17 protein-coding genes and 1 pseudogene are annotated in these 19,478 nt (G+C 72.4%); 12 read left to right on the top strand and 6 right to left on the bottom strand.

Features of this window, described 5'->3' with window-relative positions:
* Positions 1–47 precede the first annotated feature (47 nt).
* Positions 48–1,604: a benzoate-CoA ligase family protein gene (locus LWC33_RS32480; protein ID WP_233308535.1), complete on the bottom strand. Its 1,557-nt coding sequence runs from the start codon at positions 1,602–1,604 to the stop codon at positions 48–50.
* Positions 1,605–1,762: 158 nt separating this feature from the next.
* On the opposite strand from LWC33_RS32480, the gene LWC33_RS32475 reads away from it, so the two are divergent.
* Together LWC33_RS32475 and LWC33_RS32470 are read left to right on the top strand one after the other, a co-directional pair.
* Positions 1,763–3,604 carry an AAA family ATPase gene (locus tag LWC33_RS32475; RefSeq protein ID WP_233308534.1) on the top strand — a complete coding sequence of 614 codons (1,842 nt, stop codon included), beginning with the start codon at positions 1,763–1,765 and terminating at the stop codon, positions 3,602–3,604.
* Between the two features lie 136 nt (positions 3,605–3,740).
* Positions 3,741–4,559 carry a PIG-L family deacetylase gene (locus LWC33_RS32470; RefSeq protein WP_233308533.1) on the top strand — a complete coding sequence of 273 codons (819 nt, stop codon included), beginning with the start codon at positions 3,741–3,743 and terminating at the stop codon, positions 4,557–4,559.
* Positions 4,560–4,592: 33 nt separating this feature from the next.
* Here LWC33_RS32470 and LWC33_RS32465 read toward each other — a convergent pair whose 3' ends face one another.
* Entirely contained in the window at positions 4,593–5,324 is a 732-nt protein-coding gene (locus LWC33_RS32465) for an ABC transporter permease (RefSeq protein WP_372476807.1), read from the bottom strand.
* 275 nt (positions 5,325–5,599) lie between these two features.
* On the opposite strand from LWC33_RS32465, the gene ctaD reads away from it, so the two are divergent.
* The 3 genes from ctaD to LWC33_RS32450 are packed head-to-tail and all read left to right on the top strand — an operon-like array spanning position 5,600 to position 9,299.
* On the top strand, positions 5,600–7,354 hold the full coding sequence (ctaD, locus tag LWC33_RS32460) for an aa3-type cytochrome oxidase subunit I (RefSeq protein ID WP_233308532.1): 1,755 nt from the start codon (positions 5,600–5,602) through the stop codon (positions 7,352–7,354).
* A gap of 44 nt (positions 7,355–7,398) precedes the next feature.
* Positions 7,399–8,592, top strand: coding sequence for a phosphoserine phosphatase SerB (serB, locus tag LWC33_RS32455; protein WP_233308531.1), 1,194 nt, complete (start codon positions 7,399–7,401; stop codon positions 8,590–8,592).
* Positions 8,589–9,299 (top strand): peptidyl-tRNA hydrolase, encoded by a 711-nt coding sequence (locus LWC33_RS32450; RefSeq protein WP_372476804.1) that lies wholly within the window; start codon positions 8,589–8,591, stop codon positions 9,297–9,299. The genes serB and LWC33_RS32450 overlap by 4 nt, the downstream gene beginning before the upstream one ends.
* Here LWC33_RS32450 and LWC33_RS32445 read toward each other — a convergent pair whose 3' ends face one another.
* On the bottom strand, positions 9,300–11,264 hold the full coding sequence (locus tag LWC33_RS32445) for an ATP-dependent DNA helicase (protein ID WP_372476810.1): 1,965 nt from the start codon (positions 11,262–11,264) through the stop codon (positions 9,300–9,302). It abuts the gene before it with no gap.
* Positions 11,265–11,516: 252 nt separating this feature from the next.
* Between LWC33_RS32445 and LWC33_RS32440 the strand changes: the two genes are divergently transcribed.
* The gene (locus tag LWC33_RS32440; RefSeq protein ID WP_233308529.1) at positions 11,517–12,410 is read left to right on the top strand and encodes a thioesterase family protein; all 894 of its coding nucleotides are present in this window, start codon (positions 11,517–11,519) and stop codon (positions 12,408–12,410) included.
* Between the two features lie 105 nt (positions 12,411–12,515).
* Here LWC33_RS32440 and LWC33_RS32435 read toward each other — a convergent pair whose 3' ends face one another.
* A complete protein-coding gene (locus LWC33_RS32435; RefSeq protein WP_233308528.1) occupies positions 12,516–13,232 on the bottom strand; it encodes a class I SAM-dependent methyltransferase in 717 nt (238 codons plus the stop codon).
* Between the two features lie 114 nt (positions 13,233–13,346).
* On the opposite strand from LWC33_RS32435, the gene LWC33_RS32430 reads away from it, so the two are divergent.
* Positions 13,347–14,234, top strand: coding sequence for a helix-turn-helix transcriptional regulator (locus tag LWC33_RS32430; protein WP_233308527.1), 888 nt, complete (start codon positions 13,347–13,349; stop codon positions 14,232–14,234).
* Between the two features lie 5 nt (positions 14,235–14,239).
* On the opposite strand, the gene LWC33_RS32425 is transcribed toward LWC33_RS32430, so the two are convergent.
* Positions 14,240–14,788 (bottom strand): nicotinamidase, encoded by a 549-nt coding sequence (locus tag LWC33_RS32425; protein ID WP_233308526.1) that lies wholly within the window; start codon positions 14,786–14,788, stop codon positions 14,240–14,242.
* Positions 14,789–14,839: 51 nt separating this feature from the next.
* Positions 14,840–16,138, bottom strand: a complete 1,299-nt coding sequence (locus LWC33_RS32420; RefSeq protein ID WP_233308525.1) for a nicotinate phosphoribosyltransferase — start codon at positions 16,136–16,138, stop codon at positions 14,840–14,842.
* 55 nt (positions 16,139–16,193) lie between these two features.
* Here LWC33_RS32420 and clpS point away from each other — a divergent pair, with 55 nt between their 5' ends.
* The 5 genes and pseudogenes from clpS to LWC33_RS32395 all read left to right on the top strand — a co-directional run.
* On the top strand, positions 16,194–16,490 hold the full coding sequence (clpS, locus tag LWC33_RS32415) for an ATP-dependent Clp protease adapter ClpS (protein ID WP_037050048.1): 297 nt from the start codon (positions 16,194–16,196) through the stop codon (positions 16,488–16,490).
* Entirely contained in the window at positions 16,487–17,038 is a 552-nt protein-coding gene (locus LWC33_RS32410; RefSeq protein WP_233308524.1) for a DUF2017 domain-containing protein, read from the top strand. Before clpS ends, LWC33_RS32410 begins: the two co-directional genes overlap by 4 nt.
* Before the next feature lie 674 nt (positions 17,039–17,712).
* Positions 17,713–18,060 (top strand): PE domain-containing protein, encoded by a 348-nt coding sequence (locus tag LWC33_RS32405; RefSeq protein WP_233308523.1) that lies wholly within the window; start codon positions 17,713–17,715, stop codon positions 18,058–18,060.
* Between the two features lie 50 nt (positions 18,061–18,110).
* Positions 18,111–18,617 carry a DUF3558 domain-containing protein gene (locus tag LWC33_RS32400; protein WP_233308522.1) on the top strand — a complete coding sequence of 169 codons (507 nt, stop codon included), beginning with the start codon at positions 18,111–18,113 and terminating at the stop codon, positions 18,615–18,617.
* An 8-nt stretch (positions 18,618–18,625) separates the two neighbouring features.
* Positions 18,626–19,478 (top strand): annotated as a pseudogene (locus tag LWC33_RS32395) (hypothetical protein); the annotation flags it as partial.

The raw sequence follows: 19,478 nt of genomic DNA, 5'->3' as shown, positions 1-19,478 counted from the left end.
CCTCACCGCCTACGACCACTGAACACCAGCTTCAAGGAATCGATCATCTAGGCGGTGACGGGGTGGTTCTGGCGCAGCCGGTACCGCTGCACCTTCCCGGTCGCGGTCTTCGGCAGCTCCTCGACCACGACCACCGAGCGCGGTCGCTTGAACGAGGCCAGGCCCGCCTTGCAGAAGGCCACCACCTCGTCGGGATCGACGACCGCGCCCGGCCGCGGGACGACGTAGGCCACCGGCTTGTCGAGGCCGTCGGCGTCCGGGATCCCGACGACGACCGCCTCGGCCAGCGCCGGGTGCTCCAGCAGCCGGGACTCCACCTCGGCCGGCGCGACCCAGATCCCGCCGACCTTGAGCACGTCGTCCGTGCGGCCGAGGCAGGTGAGGCTGCCGTCGTCGTTGCGGACGTACTGGTCCCCGGTCCGCATCCACTCGCCCTGGAACACCTGCCGGTTCACGGCGGTGCGGCACCAGTAGCCGGTGCAGATCGAGTCGCCGGAGATCCACAGCATCCCGGACTCGCCGGTCCCGGTGATCACCGTGCCGTCCGTGCGGCGCAGCTCGATCCGGTAGCCGGGCACCGGGAAGCCCGAGCTGCCCGGGACGACGGCACCGGGCCGGTTGGAGACGAAGATGTGCAGCGCCTCGGTGGAGCCGATGCCGTCGAGGATCTCGACGCCGAAGCGGTCCCGGATCCCGGTGAACATCCGGGCCGGCAGCGTCTCGCCGGCCGAGACGCCCTGCCGGACGCCGGCGAACGCGTCGTCGGGCACGCCGCCGGCCAGCAGCGGGCCCCAGAAGCTGGGGACGCCGAACAGCAAGGTCGCGCCGTACTTCCGCGCGTCGTCCGCGATGAGGTCCGGCGTCGGACGGGCGGGCTCCAGGACGGCCGCCGCGCCGACCGAGAGCGGGAAGAACATCGAGTTGCCGATGCCGTAGGCGAAGAAGAGCTTCGCGACCGACAGGCAGACGTCGTCGGGGCGGATGCCGAGCACCTGGGTCCCGTAGGTCTCGGCGACGTACCGGATGTCGGCGTGCCGGTGCATGGCGCCCTTGGGCTTGCCGGTGGTGCCGGAGGTGTAGAGCCACAGGGCCGGCGACTCGTCCCAGGTGGGGTGGGCGGCCTCGAGCGGCGGACCGGCCGCGAGCATCTGGTCCCAGGTCAGGGCGCTGACGCCGGGCGCGGGCGCGACCGGGTCCGCCCCGGCGAGGACGAGCTGGCGGAGGTCGGGCGCGCTGGCGGCCGCGCTGTGCACGGCCTCGGTGAACTGGTGGCTCCCGATCAGCACGCGGGCCCGGGAGTCGACGACGAGCGTGCTCAGCTCGGCGCCGGTGAGCATCGTGGAGCACGGCACGGCGACCGCGCCGAGGTACATCGTGGCGAGGATGCCGGTGAACAGCTCGACGTCGTCGGCCATGCAGAGCACGACGCGCTCCTCGGGCCGCACGCCCATCCCGGCCAGCCCGCCGGCGACGCGGCGGACCTCCGCCACGAGCTCGGTGTAGGTGAGGGTGCCCCGCGGGTGGTGGACCGCGGTGCGGGTGCCGTCGCCCGCCGACACCCGGCTTTCGGTCAGGTACTCCGCAGCGTTGAAGAGTTCGCTCATGAACCGGGCTCCTGTGCCTGTTCGGGTGGTCGAACTCTACAGCGAGATCACACGCCGTCAACGACGCGTAGAAGATCCGCTCTCCCGTGCGTCGCGCCGATTTGCTACCAATGACCTGGGGCCCGGCGCCGGTGCCCGCCCCCTTGGAGGAGGTACGCGTGACGACTGCCCCGCCGACGCCCGTCGTCGGACTCCGTCGTGAGCGGGAGGTGCTCACGGTCGCCCTGGCGACCGGCCGGCACGTCGTGCTCGAAGGGCCGCCCGGCACGGGCAAGTCCACCCTGCTGCGGTCGATCGCGCGCGAGGCCGGCCAGCACGTCGTGTTCGTCGAGGGCAACGCCGAGCTCACGCCGGCCCGCCTGATCGGTGCGTTCGACCCGGCCCAGGTGCTCAACGAGGGCTACCTGCCCGCCAGCTTCGTGGACGGCCCGCTGCTGACCGCCATGCGCGAGGGCGGGCTGCTCTACCTCGAGGAGCTCAACCGGGTCCCCGAGGAGACGCTCAACGTCCTGATCACCGTCCTCACCGAGAGCGAGATCGCGGTGCCCCGGCTCGGGACGGTCACCGCGGGGCCGGGCTTCCGGCTGATCGCGGCGATGAACCCGTTCGACGCCATCGGCACCGCCCGGGTCAGCCAGGCCATCGCCGACCGCATGTGCCGGGTGGTGCTCGGCTACCAGTCCGAGGACGCCGAGCGGGCCATCACCACGTCGGTGAGCGGGGTGGACGGCTGGGTCAACGAGCTCTCCGTCGGCCTCACCCGGGCCACCCGCGAGCACCGTGACCTGCGCATGGGCTCGTCCGTCCGCGGCGCGATCGACCTCGCGCACCTGCTGACCGGGCTCGCGCAGCTCCGCGGGGAGGACAAGCCGGCCCGCGAGACCGCGCGCGACGCGGCGCACGCCGCCCTGTCCGGCCGGATCAAGGTCGTCGACGGGCTGGACCGCACCCCCGAGTCGGTGATCGACGAGCTGCTCGAACGGCTGTGGCCGGAGGACGCGCCGGAGCCCACCGACCGGGAGGAGTCCGACCCGGGAAAAGCTGACGGCCCCCCTCCTCCGGGATCGGGGGGCCAGTCCGGTCGGGACAAGCCCTCACCCAGCCGTGGACAGCGGACGATGGGCCGCGGCGAGCTGGGCTCGCGGCACGAGCAGTTCGAGGAGATCTCCCCGGAGGTCGGGCAGCTCGACGAGCAGGCGTTCGACGCCGCCCTCGCCGAGAACCCCGAGCAGGCCGCGGCGCTGCTCGCCGACCTCGCCGTGGCCACGGACGCGACGCTGCGGGCCCAGGCGCGCAAGCTCGCGGGCCGGGTGTTCATCCAGCTCGGCAAGGTCGGGCCGGCGAAGGCGCGAGGCACCCGGAAGATCGCCCCGGCCAAGGGCGGCGACGGCGACCTCGACCTGGACCGCACGCTCGACAACTGGCAGCCGACGGCGAGCCGGCGGCCGCGGCCGGACGAGATCGTCACCCGGGGCTGGACGGCGCATCGCCGCGCGGTGTCGCTCGTCGTCGACATCTCCGGGTCGATGCAAGGGCTGGCCGTGGCGCTGGCGGCGGTGTCCGCGGCAGGCGTCGTGCTGGCGTCGGAGTCCGGCTCGGGGAAGCTCGAACCGGGCGTGCTGGCCTTCGGCTCGCAAGTGCGCACCCTCCAGCGGCAGGGCCTGCGCCGGCCCCCGGACGAGCTGATCGGCGAGCTGGTCGCGCTGCGCGGGCACGGCACCACGGACGTGGCGGCGGCGCTGCGCGAGGCGTCGGTACAGCTGGCGGGGGCGGTGGCCGACGAGCGGATGGTCGTGCTGCTGTCGGACTGCCTGCACACCTCGGGCGACGACCCGCTCACCGCCCTCGGCGGCATCGACCGGCTGCACGTGCTCTGCCCGCTGCCGGACGACGACGCCGAGAAGGCCGCCCGCGCCCTCGCCGCGAAGGGCGGCGGGAGCTACCAGGCGGTGCGGAAGCTGGCCGACATCGCCCCGGCCCTCACGGCGGTCCTCTGCTGAGACGCGTTATGGAGCCATGATGCGCAGAACCGGCCCGAATTCCCGCGTTATGGAACCATAATGCGAGAAATGGGGCGGGAAATGCGCATTATGGTTCCGTGGTGCGGATTCTGGGGGCGCGGTAGGGTCGCCTCCCGTGGGGACCATCGTCAGTTTCCAGGCCCATCCCGACGACGAGTCGATCAGCACCGCGGGCACGCTCGCCAAGGCCGCGAAGGCCGGGCACCGCGTGGTGCTGGTCTTCGCCACGCGCGGTGAGCTGGGCGAACCCGTGCCCGGGGTGCTGGCCGAGGGCGAGCAGCTCGCCGTCCGGCGCTCCGCGGAGTGCTTCGAGTCGGCCAAGGTCCTCGGCGTCGCGCGCGTGGAGTTCCTCGGTTACGTCGACTCCGGAATGATGGGCGAGCCGAGCAACGACGCCCCGTACTGCTTCTGGCAGGCGGGCGTGGACCACGCGGCGCGCCGGCTGGCGGTGATCCTCGAGGAGGAGGAGCCGGACGTCCTCACCACCTACGACGACAACGGCGGCTACGGCCACCCCGACCACATCCAGGTCCACCGGGTGGGGAAGCGGGCGGCGGAGCTCGCCGGGGTGCCGGTCGTCGCGCAGAACACGATCAACCGGGACTGGTTGCTGCGCGGGATGCGCGGGCTGCAGGCCTCGGGCGAGATCCCCGAGGGCTGGGACACGCCGGACGAGACCATCCCGCCGCCCACCTTCGGCAAGCCCGAGGCGGAAATCACACATCGGGTCGAGGCCGTGGACTTCGCGGACCAGAAGCGCGCGTCGATGCGGGCCCACGCCAGCCAGATGGGCCCCGAGCACTTCATGCTCGCGATGCCGGACCCGATCTTCGCGATGGGGTTCGGCACGGAGTTCTACATCGTCACCGACCCGCCGAGCCCCGCCGCGGCGCCGGAGGTCTTCACGGACCTCTTCCTCCCGATGCACCCCTGACCGGAGGCGCGGCCACCCGCGGGGCGACCGGGATCACGTGCGCACGAGGCCCCGGCAGACCAGCTCGACGGTCAGGGCCACCGCGACCGTCTCCACGGCGAGCAGCAGCACCAGGACGAGCAGCTGCACCGCGCCGGCCTGGATCGGGGAGGCGCCGCCGAGGAGCATGCCGACGTAGGCGCCCGGCAGCGTGACGAGCCCGACGGTCCGGGTCTGGTCGAGCGCGGGCACCAACGCCTGCGCCGCGCTCGGCCGGGCGATCTCCACGTTCGCGTCGCGGGGGAGGAAGCCGAGGGACAGGGCCGCCTCGACCTCGCCCCGGCGCGCGATCAGCTCGTCGCGCATCCGCCTGCCCGCCAACGAGGTCGCCGTCATGGCGCCGCCGATGAGGATGCCGGCCGTCGGGATCACGGCGATCCCGGTGGCCGGCACCACTCGCCCCACCACCAGCAGCACGACGACGGGCAGCGGGCCCGCGGCGATGGGCAGCACCACCCACCACCCGCTCCGGTGCCGGGTCAGCCGGCGCGCCGACGTGAAGGCCGCCACCGCGACCATCAGCAGCACGAACAGGGCGCTGGTGCCGAGCGAGCGCACCACGACGCCGATGAGCAGCGACACCGCGCCGAGCTGCACGACCGCCCGCGTCGCCGCCAGCACGGCCGCCCGGGCGGTCCCCAGCCTGGCGAGCAGGGCGATCGTCGCGGCGAGCAGCACCGCGAGCGCGGCGGCCACGGCGAGGCCGGGCCCGGCGTTGAGCGTCACGGGCGGATTGTCGCCGCCCCGGTCGTCGCCGACCCGGGCGCACACGCCGGTCGTGACGAGCGGCCACCCCACCGTCGGGGGAGGCGCCGATCACCGCCTGGCCCCCCGCGGTTGGGCGTTCTACCCTCCGTAGAGCACAATGCCCGTGCGAACCGTGCCCGCTCCCCCTCGGCGCAGCCCGAGAGCGTGCGGTCCGGTTGGCGGGAGATAGAGTCCGGACCTGGCCCACCCCCTTGAGCCAGCGAGGTTCAGCGAGGTCCAGTGCAGGAGGCACAGTGACAGCCGTCGCGCCCAAGCCGATCACGACGCGCCCGTATCCGGCGCGTCGGACGGGTAAGGGTTCCACGTTCCTGAAGATGATGCGGACGACGGACCCCAAGGACATCTCGATCCTGTACATGGTCACGTCGTTCGGCTTCTTCATGGTCGGCGGGGCGATGGCGCTGCTGATCCGTGGCGAGCTGGCCCGGCCGGGGCAGCAGTTCCTGTCGAGCGAGCAGTACAACCAGCTGTTCACCATGCACGGCACGATCATGCTGCTGCTGTACGCGACGCCGATCCTGTTCGGCTTCGCGAACTACATCGTCCCGCTGCAGATCGGCGCGCCCGACGTCGCGTTCCCGCGGCTGAACGCCTTCTCCTACTGGCTGTTCCTGTTCGGCGGGCTGATCGTGCTGTCCGGGTTCCTCACCCCGGGCGGCGCCGCGGACTTCGGCTGGTTCGCCTACACCCCGCTGTCCGACGCGATCCGCTCGCCGGGCGCCGGCGCGGACCTGTGGATCATGGGTCTGGCGGTCGGTGGTCTGGGCACGATCCTCGGTGGCGTCAACTTCGTGACGACGATCGTCTGCATGCGCGCCCCGGGCATGACGATGTTCCGGATGCCGATCTTCACCTGGAACATCTTCATCACCTCGCTGCTGGTCCTGATCGCGTTCCCGGTGCTGACCGCGGCCCTGTTCGGCCTCGCGGCGGACCGCCACCTCGGCGCGCACGTGTTCGACCCGGCCAACGGCGGCGTGATCCTCTGGCAGCACCTGTTCTGGTTCTTCGGCCACCCCGAGGTGTACATCGTCGCGCTGCCGTTCTTCGGCATCGTGTCCGAGATCTTCCCGGTCTTCTCGCGCAAGCCGATCTTCGGCTACAAGACGCTGGTCTACGCGACGATCGCGATCGCAGCCCTGTCCGTCGCCGTGTGGGCGCACCACATGTACGCCACCGGCGCCGTGATGCTGGCCTTCTTCTCGTTCACGACGTTCCTCATCGCGATCCCGACGGGCATCAAGTTCGTCAACTGGATCGGCACGATGTGGAAGGGCAAGCTCACGTTCGAGACGCCGATGCTCTTCTCCGTCGGCTTCCTCGCCACGTTCCTGTTCGGCGGCCTGACGGGTGTGCTGCTCGCCTCCCCGCCGATCGACTTCCACGTGTCCGACACGTACTTCGTGGTGGCGCACTTCCACTACGTGCTCTTCGGGACGATCGTGTTCGCGACCTACGCGGGCATCTACTTCTGGTTCCCGAAGATGACCGGCCGGATGCTCGACGAGACGCTGGGCAAGTTCCACTTCTGGACCACGTTCGTCGGCTTCCACCTGACCTTCCTCGTCCAGCACTGGCTGGGCAACGAGGGCATGCCGCGCCGGTACGTCGACTACCTGCCCACCGACGGCTTCACCACGCTGAACACGATCTCCTCGATCGGCGCGTTCGTCCTCGGCGCCTCCACGCTGCCGTTCATCTGGAACGTGTTCCGCAGCTACCGCTACGGCCGCGTGGTCACCGTCGACGACCCGTGGGGTCACGGCAACTCGCTCGAGTGGGCCACCAGCTGCCCGCCGCCGCGGCACAACTTCACCGAGCTGCCCCGCATCCGCTCCGAACGCCCGGCGTTCGAGCTGCACTACCCGCACCTGGTGGAGCGGGCCCGGGCCGAGGCGCACGTCGGCGGGCACGCCGCGCCGTCCGAGCACATCACGCAGATCGTCGGCCGGGAGAACCAGCCCGACGACGACCCGCGCTCCCGGTAGTAGTGCCGCAGCACGATCAGGCCCGGTCCACCGTCCTCGTGACGGTGACCGGGCCCGACCGTCCCGGCGTCAGCTCGGTGCTGTTCACGGTGCTGACCCGGTACGCCGTCGAGCTGCTGGACGTCGAGCAGGTCGTGATCCGCGGCCGGCTCACCCTGGGCGCCCTCGTCGCCGTCGCGCACGATCCCGAGGAGCTGCAGGAGGCCGTCGAGGCTGCGATGCACAGCATCGGGATGCAGGTCCACACGTCGCTCGGCACGGACGGACAGGTCCGGCGCAAGTCCACACACGCCGTCGTCGTGCTGGGCCGGCCGATCACCGCGCGCGCGTTCGGGATGGTCGCGCAGGCGCTGGCCGACGTCGGGGCGAACATCGACTCCATCCGCCGCGTCGCGGACTACCCGGTCACCGGGCTGGAGCTCGAGGTCTCGCCGAACCCGGACGACCCCGAGCAGCCGCACGGCACGTTGCGCACCAAGCTCGTCGAGGTCGCCCGCGAGGCCGGCGTCGACGTCGCGGTGGAGCGCGTCGGGCTGGCCCGGCGCAGCAAGCGGCTCATCGTCTTCGACGTCGACTCCACGCTCGTCCAGGGCGAGGTCATCGAGATGCTGGCCGCGCGCGCCGGCGCCGAGGACGAGGTCCGCCGGGTCACCGAGGCCGCGATGCGGGGTGAGCTGGACTTCGCGCAGTCCCTTCGGGCGCGCGTCGCCACGCTGAAGGGGCTTCCGGCCTCGGTCATCGACGAGGTCGCCGCCGAGCTCGAGCTCATGCCCGGCGCCCGCACCACCATCCGCACGCTCAAGCGGCTCGGGTTCCGCACCGGCGTCGTCTCCGGCGGGTTCACGCAGGTGATCGAGGGCCTGGTCACCGAGCTCGGCCTCGACTTCTGCGCGGCCAACACCCTCGAGATCACCGACGGCCGGCTCACCGGGCGCGTGGTCGGCGAGATCGTCGACCGGCCGGGCAAGGCGGAGGCGTTGCGCCGCTTCGCCGCCGAGCACCAGGTCCCGGTCGAGCAGACCGTCGCGGTGGGCGACGGCGCCAACGACATCGACATGCTCTCCGCGGCCGGGCTGGGGGTCGCGTTCAACGCCAAGCCGGCCCTCCGCGAGATCGCCGACACCGCGCTCTCGCAGCCCTACCTCGACGTCGTGCTGTTCGTCCTGGGCATCACGCGGGACGAGGTGGAGCGCGCCGACGCGGCCGAGGGCGTCCTGCGGCGGGTGCCGATCGCGTGAGCGCCGCCGAGCTCGAGGACCCTCGCGAGCCGGTGCTCGCCCCGCTCGGCGCGCGCTACTCCGGGGCGCCCGCGGTGATCCCGCCCGAGGCCGACGGCGTGGTCCGGGCGATGCCGGTCATCCTGCGGATCGAGCGGGAGCTGCCCCCGCGGACCGCGCTGCTCCAGGCGGCCGCGCAGGCCGCGCTCGCGGTGTGCGTGGACCCGCGGGCGCAGGGGGAGTGGTACGAGCCGCTGCGGGCCTGGGTGAACGGGCGCATCCGCAAGATCGCCCGGCGGGCCCGCGGGGCGCACTGGGCGGTGGTGCAGGAGCTGCCCGGCGTCACGGTCGAGGTCGACGGCGTCGAGGCCCGCGCCCTGCTGCCCGGCCCGGTCGACGCCGTCCCGAAGGCCGTGGCGCGGCTGCAGATCGGCGGCACGGACCTGCCGCCGGACGAGCCGGGCCCGGTCCCCGGGGGCACCCCGCTGATCGTGCTCAACCCGGCCGTGGACATGACGGTCGGCAAGGCCGCCGCCCAGGTCGGGCACGCCTCGATGATCCTCGCCGCGGTGCGCGGCTGGACGGAGGCGCCACGGTTCGCGGTGCGCCGCGACCCCGCGCTGTGGGAGGCCCTGCTGGCCCGCGACGACGTCGTGTGCGTGCGCGACGCGGGCTTCACCGAGGTCGACCCCGGCACCATCACCTGCGCCGCCGCCGACGCGCGCTGATCAGGCGTCCCGGAGGCGGGTGAGGGCGGCGTGGACCTTCCCGGCGTCGGTGGTCTGCCAGAACGGCGGGAGCGACGCGCGGAGGAAGCCGCCGTAGCGCGCGGTCGCGATCCTCGGGTCCAGGATGGCGACCACCCCGCGGTCCGCCGTCCCCCGCAGCAGCCGGCCGGCGCCCTGGGCGAGCAGCAGCGCGGCGTGGGTGGCGGAGACCGTGAGGAACCCGTTGCCACCCCGGGAGTCCGCGGCCTTCTGGCGCGCGGCGACCAGCGGGTCGTCGGGGCGGGGGAACGGGATCCGGTCGATGATCACGCAGGACAGCGAGGGGCCCGGCACGTCGACGCCCTGCCACAGCGACAGCGTGCCGAACAGGCAGGTCTCGGTGTCCTCGGCGAACCGCTTGACCAGCAGCATCGTGGAGTCGTCGCCCTGGCAGAGCAGCGGCACGGACAGCCGCCCGCGCAGGGCCTCGGTGGCCTGCTTGGCGGCGCGCATCGAGGAGAACAGCCCGAGGGTGCGCCCGCCGGCCGCCTCGACCAGCCCGGCGATCTCGTCGAGGTACTCCGGCGCCAGCCCGTCCCGTCCGGGCGGGGGCAGGTGCTTGGCGACGTAGAGGATCCCGCTGCGGGCGTGCGCGAACGGCGATCCGACGTCGAGCCCTTTCCAGCGCGGCGCGTCGGGGTCCCGGACCGGGTCCTCGGACTCGCCGCCCGCCGACTCGACCCCGCCCCCGGGCCGGGGCGCGACGATCTTCTCCGGCGGCAGCCCCCACTGCCGGGCCAGTGCGTCGAACGAGCCACCGAGGGCCAGGGTCGCGCTGGTCAGCACGGTGGTGCGTTGCCCGAACAGCCGCTCGCGCAGCAGCCCGCCGACGGACAGCGGCGCGGCCCGCAGCACCTTGTGCCGGGCGCCGTCCGGGCCCTGCTCGGCCAGCCAGATGACGTCGTACCGCTTGGCGGGGTCGGACTCCTCGAACGTCCCCAGCACCCGCACGACGGTCTCGGACACCTCGTCGAGCAGCGCGAGCGCGAGCTTGCGCCCGGTGGCGCCCTCGGGGTCCTCGCGGCGTTCCCCGCCCAGCGCCTGGCGGCACATGCCGGCGGCGTCGCGGATGACCGTGAGCGCGCCCGTGGCGGCCTGCGGGATCGTCTCCCAGCGCCCGGTGGGCATGTCCTCGAGCACCAAGCCGAGGCCTTCGCCGGCCTCGGCGAGCCGGTCCGCCAGCGCCTGGTCGACGAGCTTGCCGCAGCGCCGCGCGGCGGCCGCGACCGTGCCGGCGGTGAGCTCCGCGGTGGCCGCGCCGGTGACCCTGTCGACCAGCTCGTGGGCCTCGTCGACGATCACCACGTCGTGCTCCGGGAGGACGTTCGCGTCCCCCATCGCGTCGATCGCCAGCAGCGCGTGGTTGGTGACGACGACGTCCGCGCGGCCGGCCTCGGCCCGTGCCTTCTCCGCGAAGCAGTCCTCGCCGACGGGGCAGCGCGACACACCGAGACACTCCCGCGCGGTCACCGAGACCTGGCGCCAGGCGTTGTCCGGTACACCGGGAACCAGCTCGTCCCGGTCCCCGGTCTCCGTGTCCGACGCCCAGTCGTGCAGGCGTTTGACGTTGCGCCCCATGGCGGAGATCGCGAACGCGTCGAACAGCTGCTCCTCGGCTGGATCGGCCATCTCGTCGTCGCCGTGGAGCTTGTTGAGGCACAGGTAGTTCCGCCGGCCCTTGAGGATCGCGAACGTGGGCTCGCGGCCGAGGGCGGGCTCGAGCGCCTTCGCCAGGCGCGGGAGGTCCCGGTCGACCAGCTGACGCTGCAGCGCGATCGTGGCCGTGGAGATCACGACGGTGGTGTCGCGGGCCATCGCGTGCCGGATCGCGGGCACCAGGTAGGCCAGCGACTTGCCCGTGCCGGTGCCGGCCTGCACGGCGAGGTGCTCGCCGCCCGACAGGGCCTTGCGGACGGCCTGGGCCATCGCGTCCTGCCCCTCGCGCCGGGTGCCGCCCACGGCCGTGACCGCCACCTCGAGCAGCTCGGCCACGCCCGGCAGGTCCTGGGAGCGGACGGGCGGGGAGGCGGGGGCGAGGGGCACCGCCCGACGATAGCCGCCGCCACCGACAGGATCCGCCGACCGGCCCGATCGGGCGCGGGGGACCGCGCCGAGGTCGGGATGGTCACACGTGACCTCGCTCCGTTAGGGCAGCTCACGCGGGGGTAGGTGGGCATCATGAGCCGGGTGACGTCCACGCAGATCCGACCCGAGGCCGACCGGTACCCCATGGTGCTGGAGGTGACGCCGCGCTACAGCGATCTCGACCCCAGCCGCCGCGTCGGCCGGGAGGCGCTGATCCGCTGGTTCGAGGACGCGCGCGTGACCACCGAGCACCGGGCCTTTCCCGAGCGCACCTTCGGCAACCGCCCGGCCGGGACCGGTCAGCTGCTCGCCTCCATCGGCGTCGACGTGCTCGCGCCGCTGCGCATCGCCGACGACTACCGGGTCGGGATGGCGTTGAACCGGGTCGGTGGCTCCTCCTTCAGCTACAGCTACGGGGTCTTCACCGGCGACGAGCTCGTCGCCACCGGGGACTCCACCAGCGTCTGGGTGGAGGGCGGCCGGCCCGCGCCGCTGCCGCAGGAGATGCGTGCCGCGCTCGAGAGCCTCGCGTTGCCCGCGGCCACCCCGACCGAGCGCCGCGAGTTCGACGATTCGCGGCTCGTGCGCGAGAACTACCCGTTCCGCTACGACGTCCGGACCCGCTTCGGCGACCTCGACACCAACCGGCACGTCAACAACGTCGCCCTCGCGGGCTGGTACCTCGACGGCCTCGCCGAGCTGCACACCGACGTCCTCGGCTACCCGGTCGGCGGCCCCCTCGACGGGCTCTCGCCGAGCGTGCTGCGCGTGGACTACCGCAACCAGGTGCAGTACCCGGGCATCTACCAGCTGCGCGTCGGCGTCGTCGAGCTCGACGACACCGAGGTCCGCTACGCCTGCGGGCTCTTCGACGGGCACCGCTGCATCGGGCTGGCCGACGCCGCCGGTGCCGTCCGGGCGTCGGACGCCGAGGGCCGGGACGTCGACCTGCGCGCGGCGTTCGAGCCGTTCCGGATGCGTGGCTGAGCCCGGCTGAGCGACGCCGTCGCGCGGTGGGCCCGGCCACGCCGCCGCGGCGGGCCGGACTGCGTCGTCGCGCGGTGGGGCCGCGCTACGCCGCGGTGGTGGGGCCTACGCCGCCGCCCGGTAGAAGGTCAGGGTGCCGAGCCGGGTCCGCCCCCGGCTCACCGCGGTCGCCTCGGTGAACCCCGCCTGACCGAGCAGGTCGAGCACCGACGGGCCGTGCTCGTGCGCCTGACCGTGCCCGTGTCCCTGACCGTGGGCATGGCCCTGGCCGTGCCCGGCGCGCTTCCCGCGCAGCCGGAGCAGGAGCCCGTGCAGGCCGGACACCACCGCGAACGCGCCGCCGGACTCGCGCGGGTCGTGGTCGAGGTCCATCAGGTGCAGGCTCCCGCCCGGGGCGAGCACCCGGCGGACCTCCTGCAGCGCGCCCACCTTCTCGTCCTCGGGCAGGTGGTGCAGCATCAGCGAGGAGAGGACCCGGTCGACGCTCCCGTCGGCGTACGGGAGGGACTGGGCGTAGGCCTGGTCGAGCTGCAGCGTCAGCCCGGCGCGCTCGGCCTTGCGCCGGGCGAGCGCCAGCGCCTCGGGGTCGGGATCGGTCCCGATCACGCTGGCCGAGGGCACCGCGCGCTTGGCCGGCAGCAGGACGTTGCCGGTGCCGCAGCCGATCTCCAGCACAGTCGCGCCGGGCTCGATCGCGGCCTGTGCGACGAGCTGCCAGTAGGAGTCCCCGATCCCGGCGAGCTTGCCGAAGCCGTCGTAGAAGGGCAGGAACCTGGGGTTGATCATCGCGGGCAGGTAGTCCCGCGTCTCGGTGATCGGCACTGTGGCGCTCCCGGGTCGTACGAAGTTCGGTGGTTCCCTGCTAGGTTCCCTACTGTGTGAGCTGCGGACAAGGGACGATGTGTGGCTGCAGGGGGACGTTCTTCGGGTGACGGGATGCGGCGGACCGCACAGGGCGTCCCGCTGCTCGACTACGTCCGGACGGCGGGGCTCCCGGCCGTCACGGTGCAGCACTGGGCCGGGGAGCACGGCTCGTACGGCCCGCGGTTCACCAGCGCGCACGCCCACGACTTCCTGCTGCTCCTCTACGTCGCGCAGGGCACCCTCGTCGCGCGGGTCGACGGGCGCGAGCGGACGGTCGCCGCGGGCGACGCCTTCGTGATCGCGCCCGGCGCCGTCGTCACGCCTCGCGAGCGCGCGCCCGACGGGGACGTCTGGGCGGTCTTCTTCCCGCCCGACGCCGTCGACCCGGCTGCCGCCGCGCCGCTGGTCTCCTGGCGTGGGCATCCGTTGCTCGCCCCGTTCGTCGGCAACAACCGCGGCGGCGGGCAACTCCTGCGGGTCCCCGCCGAGGACCGCCCGGCCTGGCTCGCGCACCTCGCCGACCTCGACGCGGAGCTGCGCCTCCGGCGCGACGGGTACGCCGACGCCGCCCGCGCCCACCTGACCCTGCTGCTGGTCCGGCTCGGCCGGCTGGGCATCGACGTCACGGACGAGCTCGGCGTCGACCCGCTGGTCGCGCAGGTGCTGGAGTTCGTCGAGAACCACTACCACGAGGCGATCTCCCTGCGGGACGTCGCCGCCGCGGTCGGGCTGACCCCGGGGCACCTGACCACCGCCGTCGGCCGCGCGACCGGCCGCACGGTGCAGCAGTGGATCACCGAGCGGCGGATGAGGGAGGCGCGCCGGCTGCTCGTCGACACCGACCTCACCGTCGCCGACATCGCCCGGCGGATCGGCTACCGGGACGCGGGCTACTTCGTCCGCCGCTTCCGCAGCGCCCACCGGGTCACCCCCACGGCCTGGCGGCGCGGGGAACCCTGAGGCTTCTAGACGATCACCACTCCCGCCTCGCGCATCTCCACCAGCGCGAGCTCGGTGGTCACGGGCAGCACACCGGCGCACAGCTCCAGCAGGACGCCCGTGTCCAGGCCGGCGCGGCGGGCGTCGAGCGCGGTGGCCTTCACGCAGTGGTCGGTCGCGATGCCGGCGATGTCGATGGAGTCGACGTCGTGGGCCCGCAGCCACTCCTCGAGGGTGTGCTCCCGCGGCTCGCAGCCCTCGAAGCCGGAGTAGGCCGCGGCGTGCTGGCCCTTGTCGAACACCGCCTCGATCCGCGCGACGTCGAGCGCGGGGTGGAAGCTCGAGCCGGGCGTCCCGGCCACGCAGTGCACCGGCCAGGTGTCGACGAAGTCCGGGGTGTCGCTGAAGTGCCCGCCCGGCGAGACGTGCATGTCCCGGCTGGCGACGACGTGGTCGTAATCGGCCTGGCGGAGGTACTCGGAGATGGCGGCGGCGGTGGCCGCGCCGCCTTTCACGGCCAGGGAACCGCCCTCGCAGAAGTCGTTCTGGACGTCGACGACGATCAGGGCGCGCATGTCTTCTGTGCTCTTTTCTCGGTGCTTCTTTCTCGGGTCTCTTCTCGATGCTCAGTGCTCCGGGAAGACGGTGGGGATGGCGGGCTCGCCGCGGGAGAGCTTGAGGCCCTCCCAGGGCACGGAGACCAGGGCGGCACGCAGCCGCTCGCGCCCGTCGTCGAGGCCGGGCAGGTCGGCGAGGGTCTCGCCCTCGCGGACCATCGGGATCGGCAGGACGCGGTCGTGCGGCCCGCGCTCCGGACTGACGGTGACGGGGTGCACGACCTCCTCGACCGCCGTCCCCGTCGGTTTGTAGCGGCGCAGCGCGGACTTCCGCCCGCCCCGCGACTCCTTGCTGCTGGAGCGCTTCGCGACCGGGCGCCCGTCGACCTCGACCAGCTTGTAGACCATGCTCGCGGTGGGCGCGCCGGACCCGGTGACCAGGCTGGTGCCGACGCCGTAGGAGTCCACCGGCTCGGCCCGCAGCGACGCGATGGCGTACTCGTCGAGGTCGCCGGACAGGACGATCTTGGTGTCGGTGGCACCCAGGGCGTCGAGCTGCTCGCGAGCCTGCCGGGCGAGGACGCCCAGGTCGCCGGAGTCGATCCGGATCGCGCCCAGCTCGGGGCCGGCGGCCTCGATCGCGCGCTCGATGCCCTGCCGGATGTCGTAGGTGTCGACGAGCAGGGTCGTGTTCACGCCCAGGGCCTCGACCTGGCTGCGGAAGGCGGCGGCCTCGTCGTCGTGCAGGAGGACCCAGGCGTGCGCGGCGGTGCCGGCGGTCGGGACGCCGTACCGGCGCCCGGCCTCGAGGTTCGACGTGGCACCGAAGCCGGCGAGGTAGGCCGCGCGGGCCGAGGCGACCCCGGCCTCCTCGTGGGTGCGCCGCGAGCCCATCTCGATCAACGGCCGGTTGCCCGCGGCCGTCACCATGCGGGCGGCGGCGGAGGCGATGGCGCTGTCGTGGTTGAGGATCGAGAGCAGGAGGGTCTCGAGGACGACGGCGTCGGCGAACGTCCCGCTGACGGTGAGGATGGGGGAGCCGGGGAAGTAGAGCTCGCCCTCGGGGTAGCCGTCGACGTCGCCGCTGAAGCGGTAGTCCGCCAGCCACTTCAGGGTCCGCTCGTCGAGGGAGCCCTGCAGCGAGGCGAGCTCCTCGTCGCCGAAGCGGAAGTCCTGCAGCGCGTCGAGTACCCGGCCGGTACCTGCGACGACGCCGTAGCGGCGACCGTCCGGCAGGCGCCGGGCGAACAGCTCGAACACGCACTGCCGCTCGGCGGTGCCGTCGGCCAGGGCCGCGGCGACCATCGTCAGCTCGTACATGTCGGTGAGGAGCGCGGTGCTGGCGCTCGAACCCGAGGGGCCGCTCATGCGCAGAGCCTATGCGGCGTTCTGCGTGCGCGCGTGTGCGTGACACCATGGACGCATGTCCGCGCCGCTGAGCTCGCCCACCACCCAGGTGGACCCTGCCCTGGACGAGGACGTCGCGGGAGCGACCCCGTGGCAGGCCGTCGTCTGGAACGACCCGGTCAACCTCATGTCGTACGTCACGTACGTACTGCAGAAGATCTTCGGCTACCCCGAGCCGAAGGCCACCGCGCTGATGCTCGACGTCCACCACAAGGGCAAGGCGGCCGTCTCCGCCGGGGACAAGGACAAGATCGAGGGCGACGTCGCCAAACTGCACGCGGCCGGCCTCTGGGCCACCATGCAGCGCACGTGAACGGCTGGAAGCGCGCGGGGCGAGGGGCACGGGCCCGGTTCGTCGCCACCCTCGAGGAGCAGGAGTCGACCGTCCTGCGCGGGCTGGTCACCGAGGTCACCCAAATGCTCGAGGGGCGCTCCGCCGACACCCCGCAGGACGAGCTCGCCGAGCTGACCGGCATGCGCACCGGGCCCACCTCCCGGCCCGACGACCGCGTCCTCGCCCGGCTGCTGCCGGACTTCACCTCGGAGGACACCGACCTCGCCGCCGGCCTCCGCTCGCTGCACGAGCCCGAGCTCATCCAGGCGAAGAAGCACGCCGCCGAGTCCGTGCTCACCGCGCTGCCGTCCCGGGGTGGGCGCGTGGAACTGACGGTCGAGCAGGCCGACGAGTGGTTGTCCGCGCTCAACGACGTCCGGCTCGCCCTGGGGACCGCCCTGGACGTCTCGGAGGAGACGCCCGAGGAGTTCCCGGACGACGACCCCCGCGCCCCGCACCTCGGGGTGTACCACTGGCTCACCTTCGTGCAGGACTCGCTGGTCCAGGCGCGGATGCAGGTGCTGTAGGCCGCTTCCGGCAGGTGCCGCTGCTGTGTGCTGTGTGCCGGCGGCACGGTGGTGTGGTCGGTGTCGTGGTCGGTGTCGGCGCATGTCGTGCCGTCACGCAGATGCGCGGTGTCGTGCGTGGTTTCGTGGCGCCCACCAGGGCATGATCGCTCGTCGGGGACGGGGAGGGTCGGATTTCGACCGTCCTCGTTCAGGATTGGTGATCTCGGGCGCGAAGCCTCCCCTGTGGAGGCCGGCGCGGTGTCGTGGCGGTGTCGGCCGGACGGGCGTCGTGGCTGTCGGTGCGGTGTCGGCCGGACGGCGTCGTGGCTGTCGGTGCGGTGCTGCGGCAGTGCTGGAGACATGATCGCTCGTCCTGGACGAGGAGGGTCGTATATCGACCGTCCTCATCCAGGATGAATGACCTTCAGCGCGAGGTGGGTCCTGGAGGGCCGGCGCCGCGGTGTTGTGGGTGGTCTCGGCCGGCACCTGCGGTGGGGCACATGCGAGGTGCCTTGCCGCCGACGGGGGTGTGGTCGATGGTGGTGGCGGGGAGGGTTCGGGTCTTCGACCGGCCTCGTCCAGGAGTGGTGATGCCGACGTTGTGGGCCTCAGGGGACCCGATCGGGTTCACGATCGCAACGGGTTCGTCGCGGACGTGCCTGTACGGGGCGCTTCGCTGAGATCATCCCCGCATGACCGCTCCTCGGTGGGACGACCCAGGTCCCGTCGTGCCCCGCTCCGCGCAGTCCCTCAGCTACTCGCCCGTGCTCCGGGTCGACCCGGAGAGGGTGGAGGGGTTGGTGGGGAGGTTGGAGGGGGTGATTCGGGAAGTGGCAGTTGTCGAAGCGAACCTCCGAACACTCAACGCAGTACGTGCTCCGGCTGCAGATGTTGTCAGTATCAATTCGGCCGCTCAGGCAGGAAAGATGGTAGAGGCGAGCAGGGTATACCTCGCTAGTTGGCGCGAGCAACTGATTGCTGCCGCTGCAGCTATCAAGAAGCAGCGTGACGGCTATCTTGCAGCCGACCGGACAGCTTGATCATCAAATTGAGAACTCAACGATTGGTTCTCGTTTGGTTGATTACCGGCATGCTCCTCGCCTCCTGCACGACGCAGCCGTCTTCCCCGGTACCCAATGGCTCCGTTTCGGCATTTGAAGTGGCTGCGCCACTGGTCAGCTCGCCACTCGACGCCAGAGGGGTCGATGCGTGCGCCGTTCTGCAGCCTGATCGGCTCTCGGCCTTGGGAGCATCTGATGAGACCGCTCGCGATCTTGCCAGTGACAACGCGGAAAGCTGTTCGTGGACTTCACTCGATGGTTCCTTCATGCTCGATCTTGCTATCAGTGTCGAGGCCGGCCTTAGGTTTCCGTACTCTATCAAAGATTCTTTCCTGGCGTTTCAGGAAACTGAGGTCGATGGGTATCCGGCTGTCAATGTCGACCCGCCTGATGCGCCGACCTGCAGCTTCTGGGTTGGCATAGCAGAAACACAGTCATTCAGCGCTGATGCAAGCAGCTTGTCGACCAGCGCTCCACCGCTGTGCGAGAAGGCCAGAGCACTGGCGTCGGAGGTTCTGGACGCACTGCGGAAGTAGGGGGAGTTGTGGCGGAGAGGACCTATAGCGGGACCTCGGTGGCGTTCGAGTGGATGACGTTGCCGGAGATCCGGGATCCCGTGGCGACGGGACCGGGACCCGCCTCGATGCGGGCGGCGGAGCAGGCGCTGGCGGAGGTGTCGCGGAAGCTCGCGGACGTCAACGCGGAGCTCGAGGCGCTGGAGCGGGAGTACGCGGACGCCCACGAGGGGGAGGCCGCCGAGGGCACCCGCATGTACCTGCGCAAGCTGGGGGAGCCGGGGCGGGTGGGGACGGTGATGTTCCAGCTGGCGGCGCGGGCGCTGGGGGACCAGGCCGAGTACTACACGGTCGCGAACCGCGAGCTCGCGGCACTGCGGAACACGGAGGGCTTCCTCGGCCGGACCGGCAACCCGCACCAGCTCGACGAGCAGCAGCAGTCGGCGGCGCACGTCGCGAACCGCTACCAGGAGAACTCGAACGCCAACCTGTCGAGGGCGTTCCAGGCCTTCACCCCGTTGACGCTCCCGACCCCCGACACCACCGCCGTCGCGCCCGCCACGGCGGCCGGCTGGCCGGAAGGCACGGGTGCCGCGGTCCCGACCGCGCCTACGACGACGGCGACCGTTCCGCCCGGCGCGGCGGCGCCGGTGCCGTCGGCCCCGTCGGCGCCGGTCCTGAGCGCCCCCGCCGACGCAGCCCCGACGGTCGCCCCGTCTCCGGTTCCGCGGAGCGCGGCAGCGTCCTCCGTCACGAGACCGGTCGGCGGGTCGACGGCCCCGACCGCACCGAACCCCGGCACGGTCGCCCCCACGTCCGTCGCCGGGCTGAACCGCCCCGCCCACCTCCCGGTGGGCGGGGCGGGGTTCCGTCGTCCACGGG

It is taken from the genome of Pseudonocardia terrae, assembly GCF_021343995.1.
GTDB classification, from domain to species: Bacteria; Actinomycetota; Actinomycetes; order Mycobacteriales; family Pseudonocardiaceae; genus Pseudonocardia; species Pseudonocardia terrae.
Note: the sequence above shows the minus strand (reverse complement) of the source record. Positions and strands in the feature narration are given on the sequence as shown.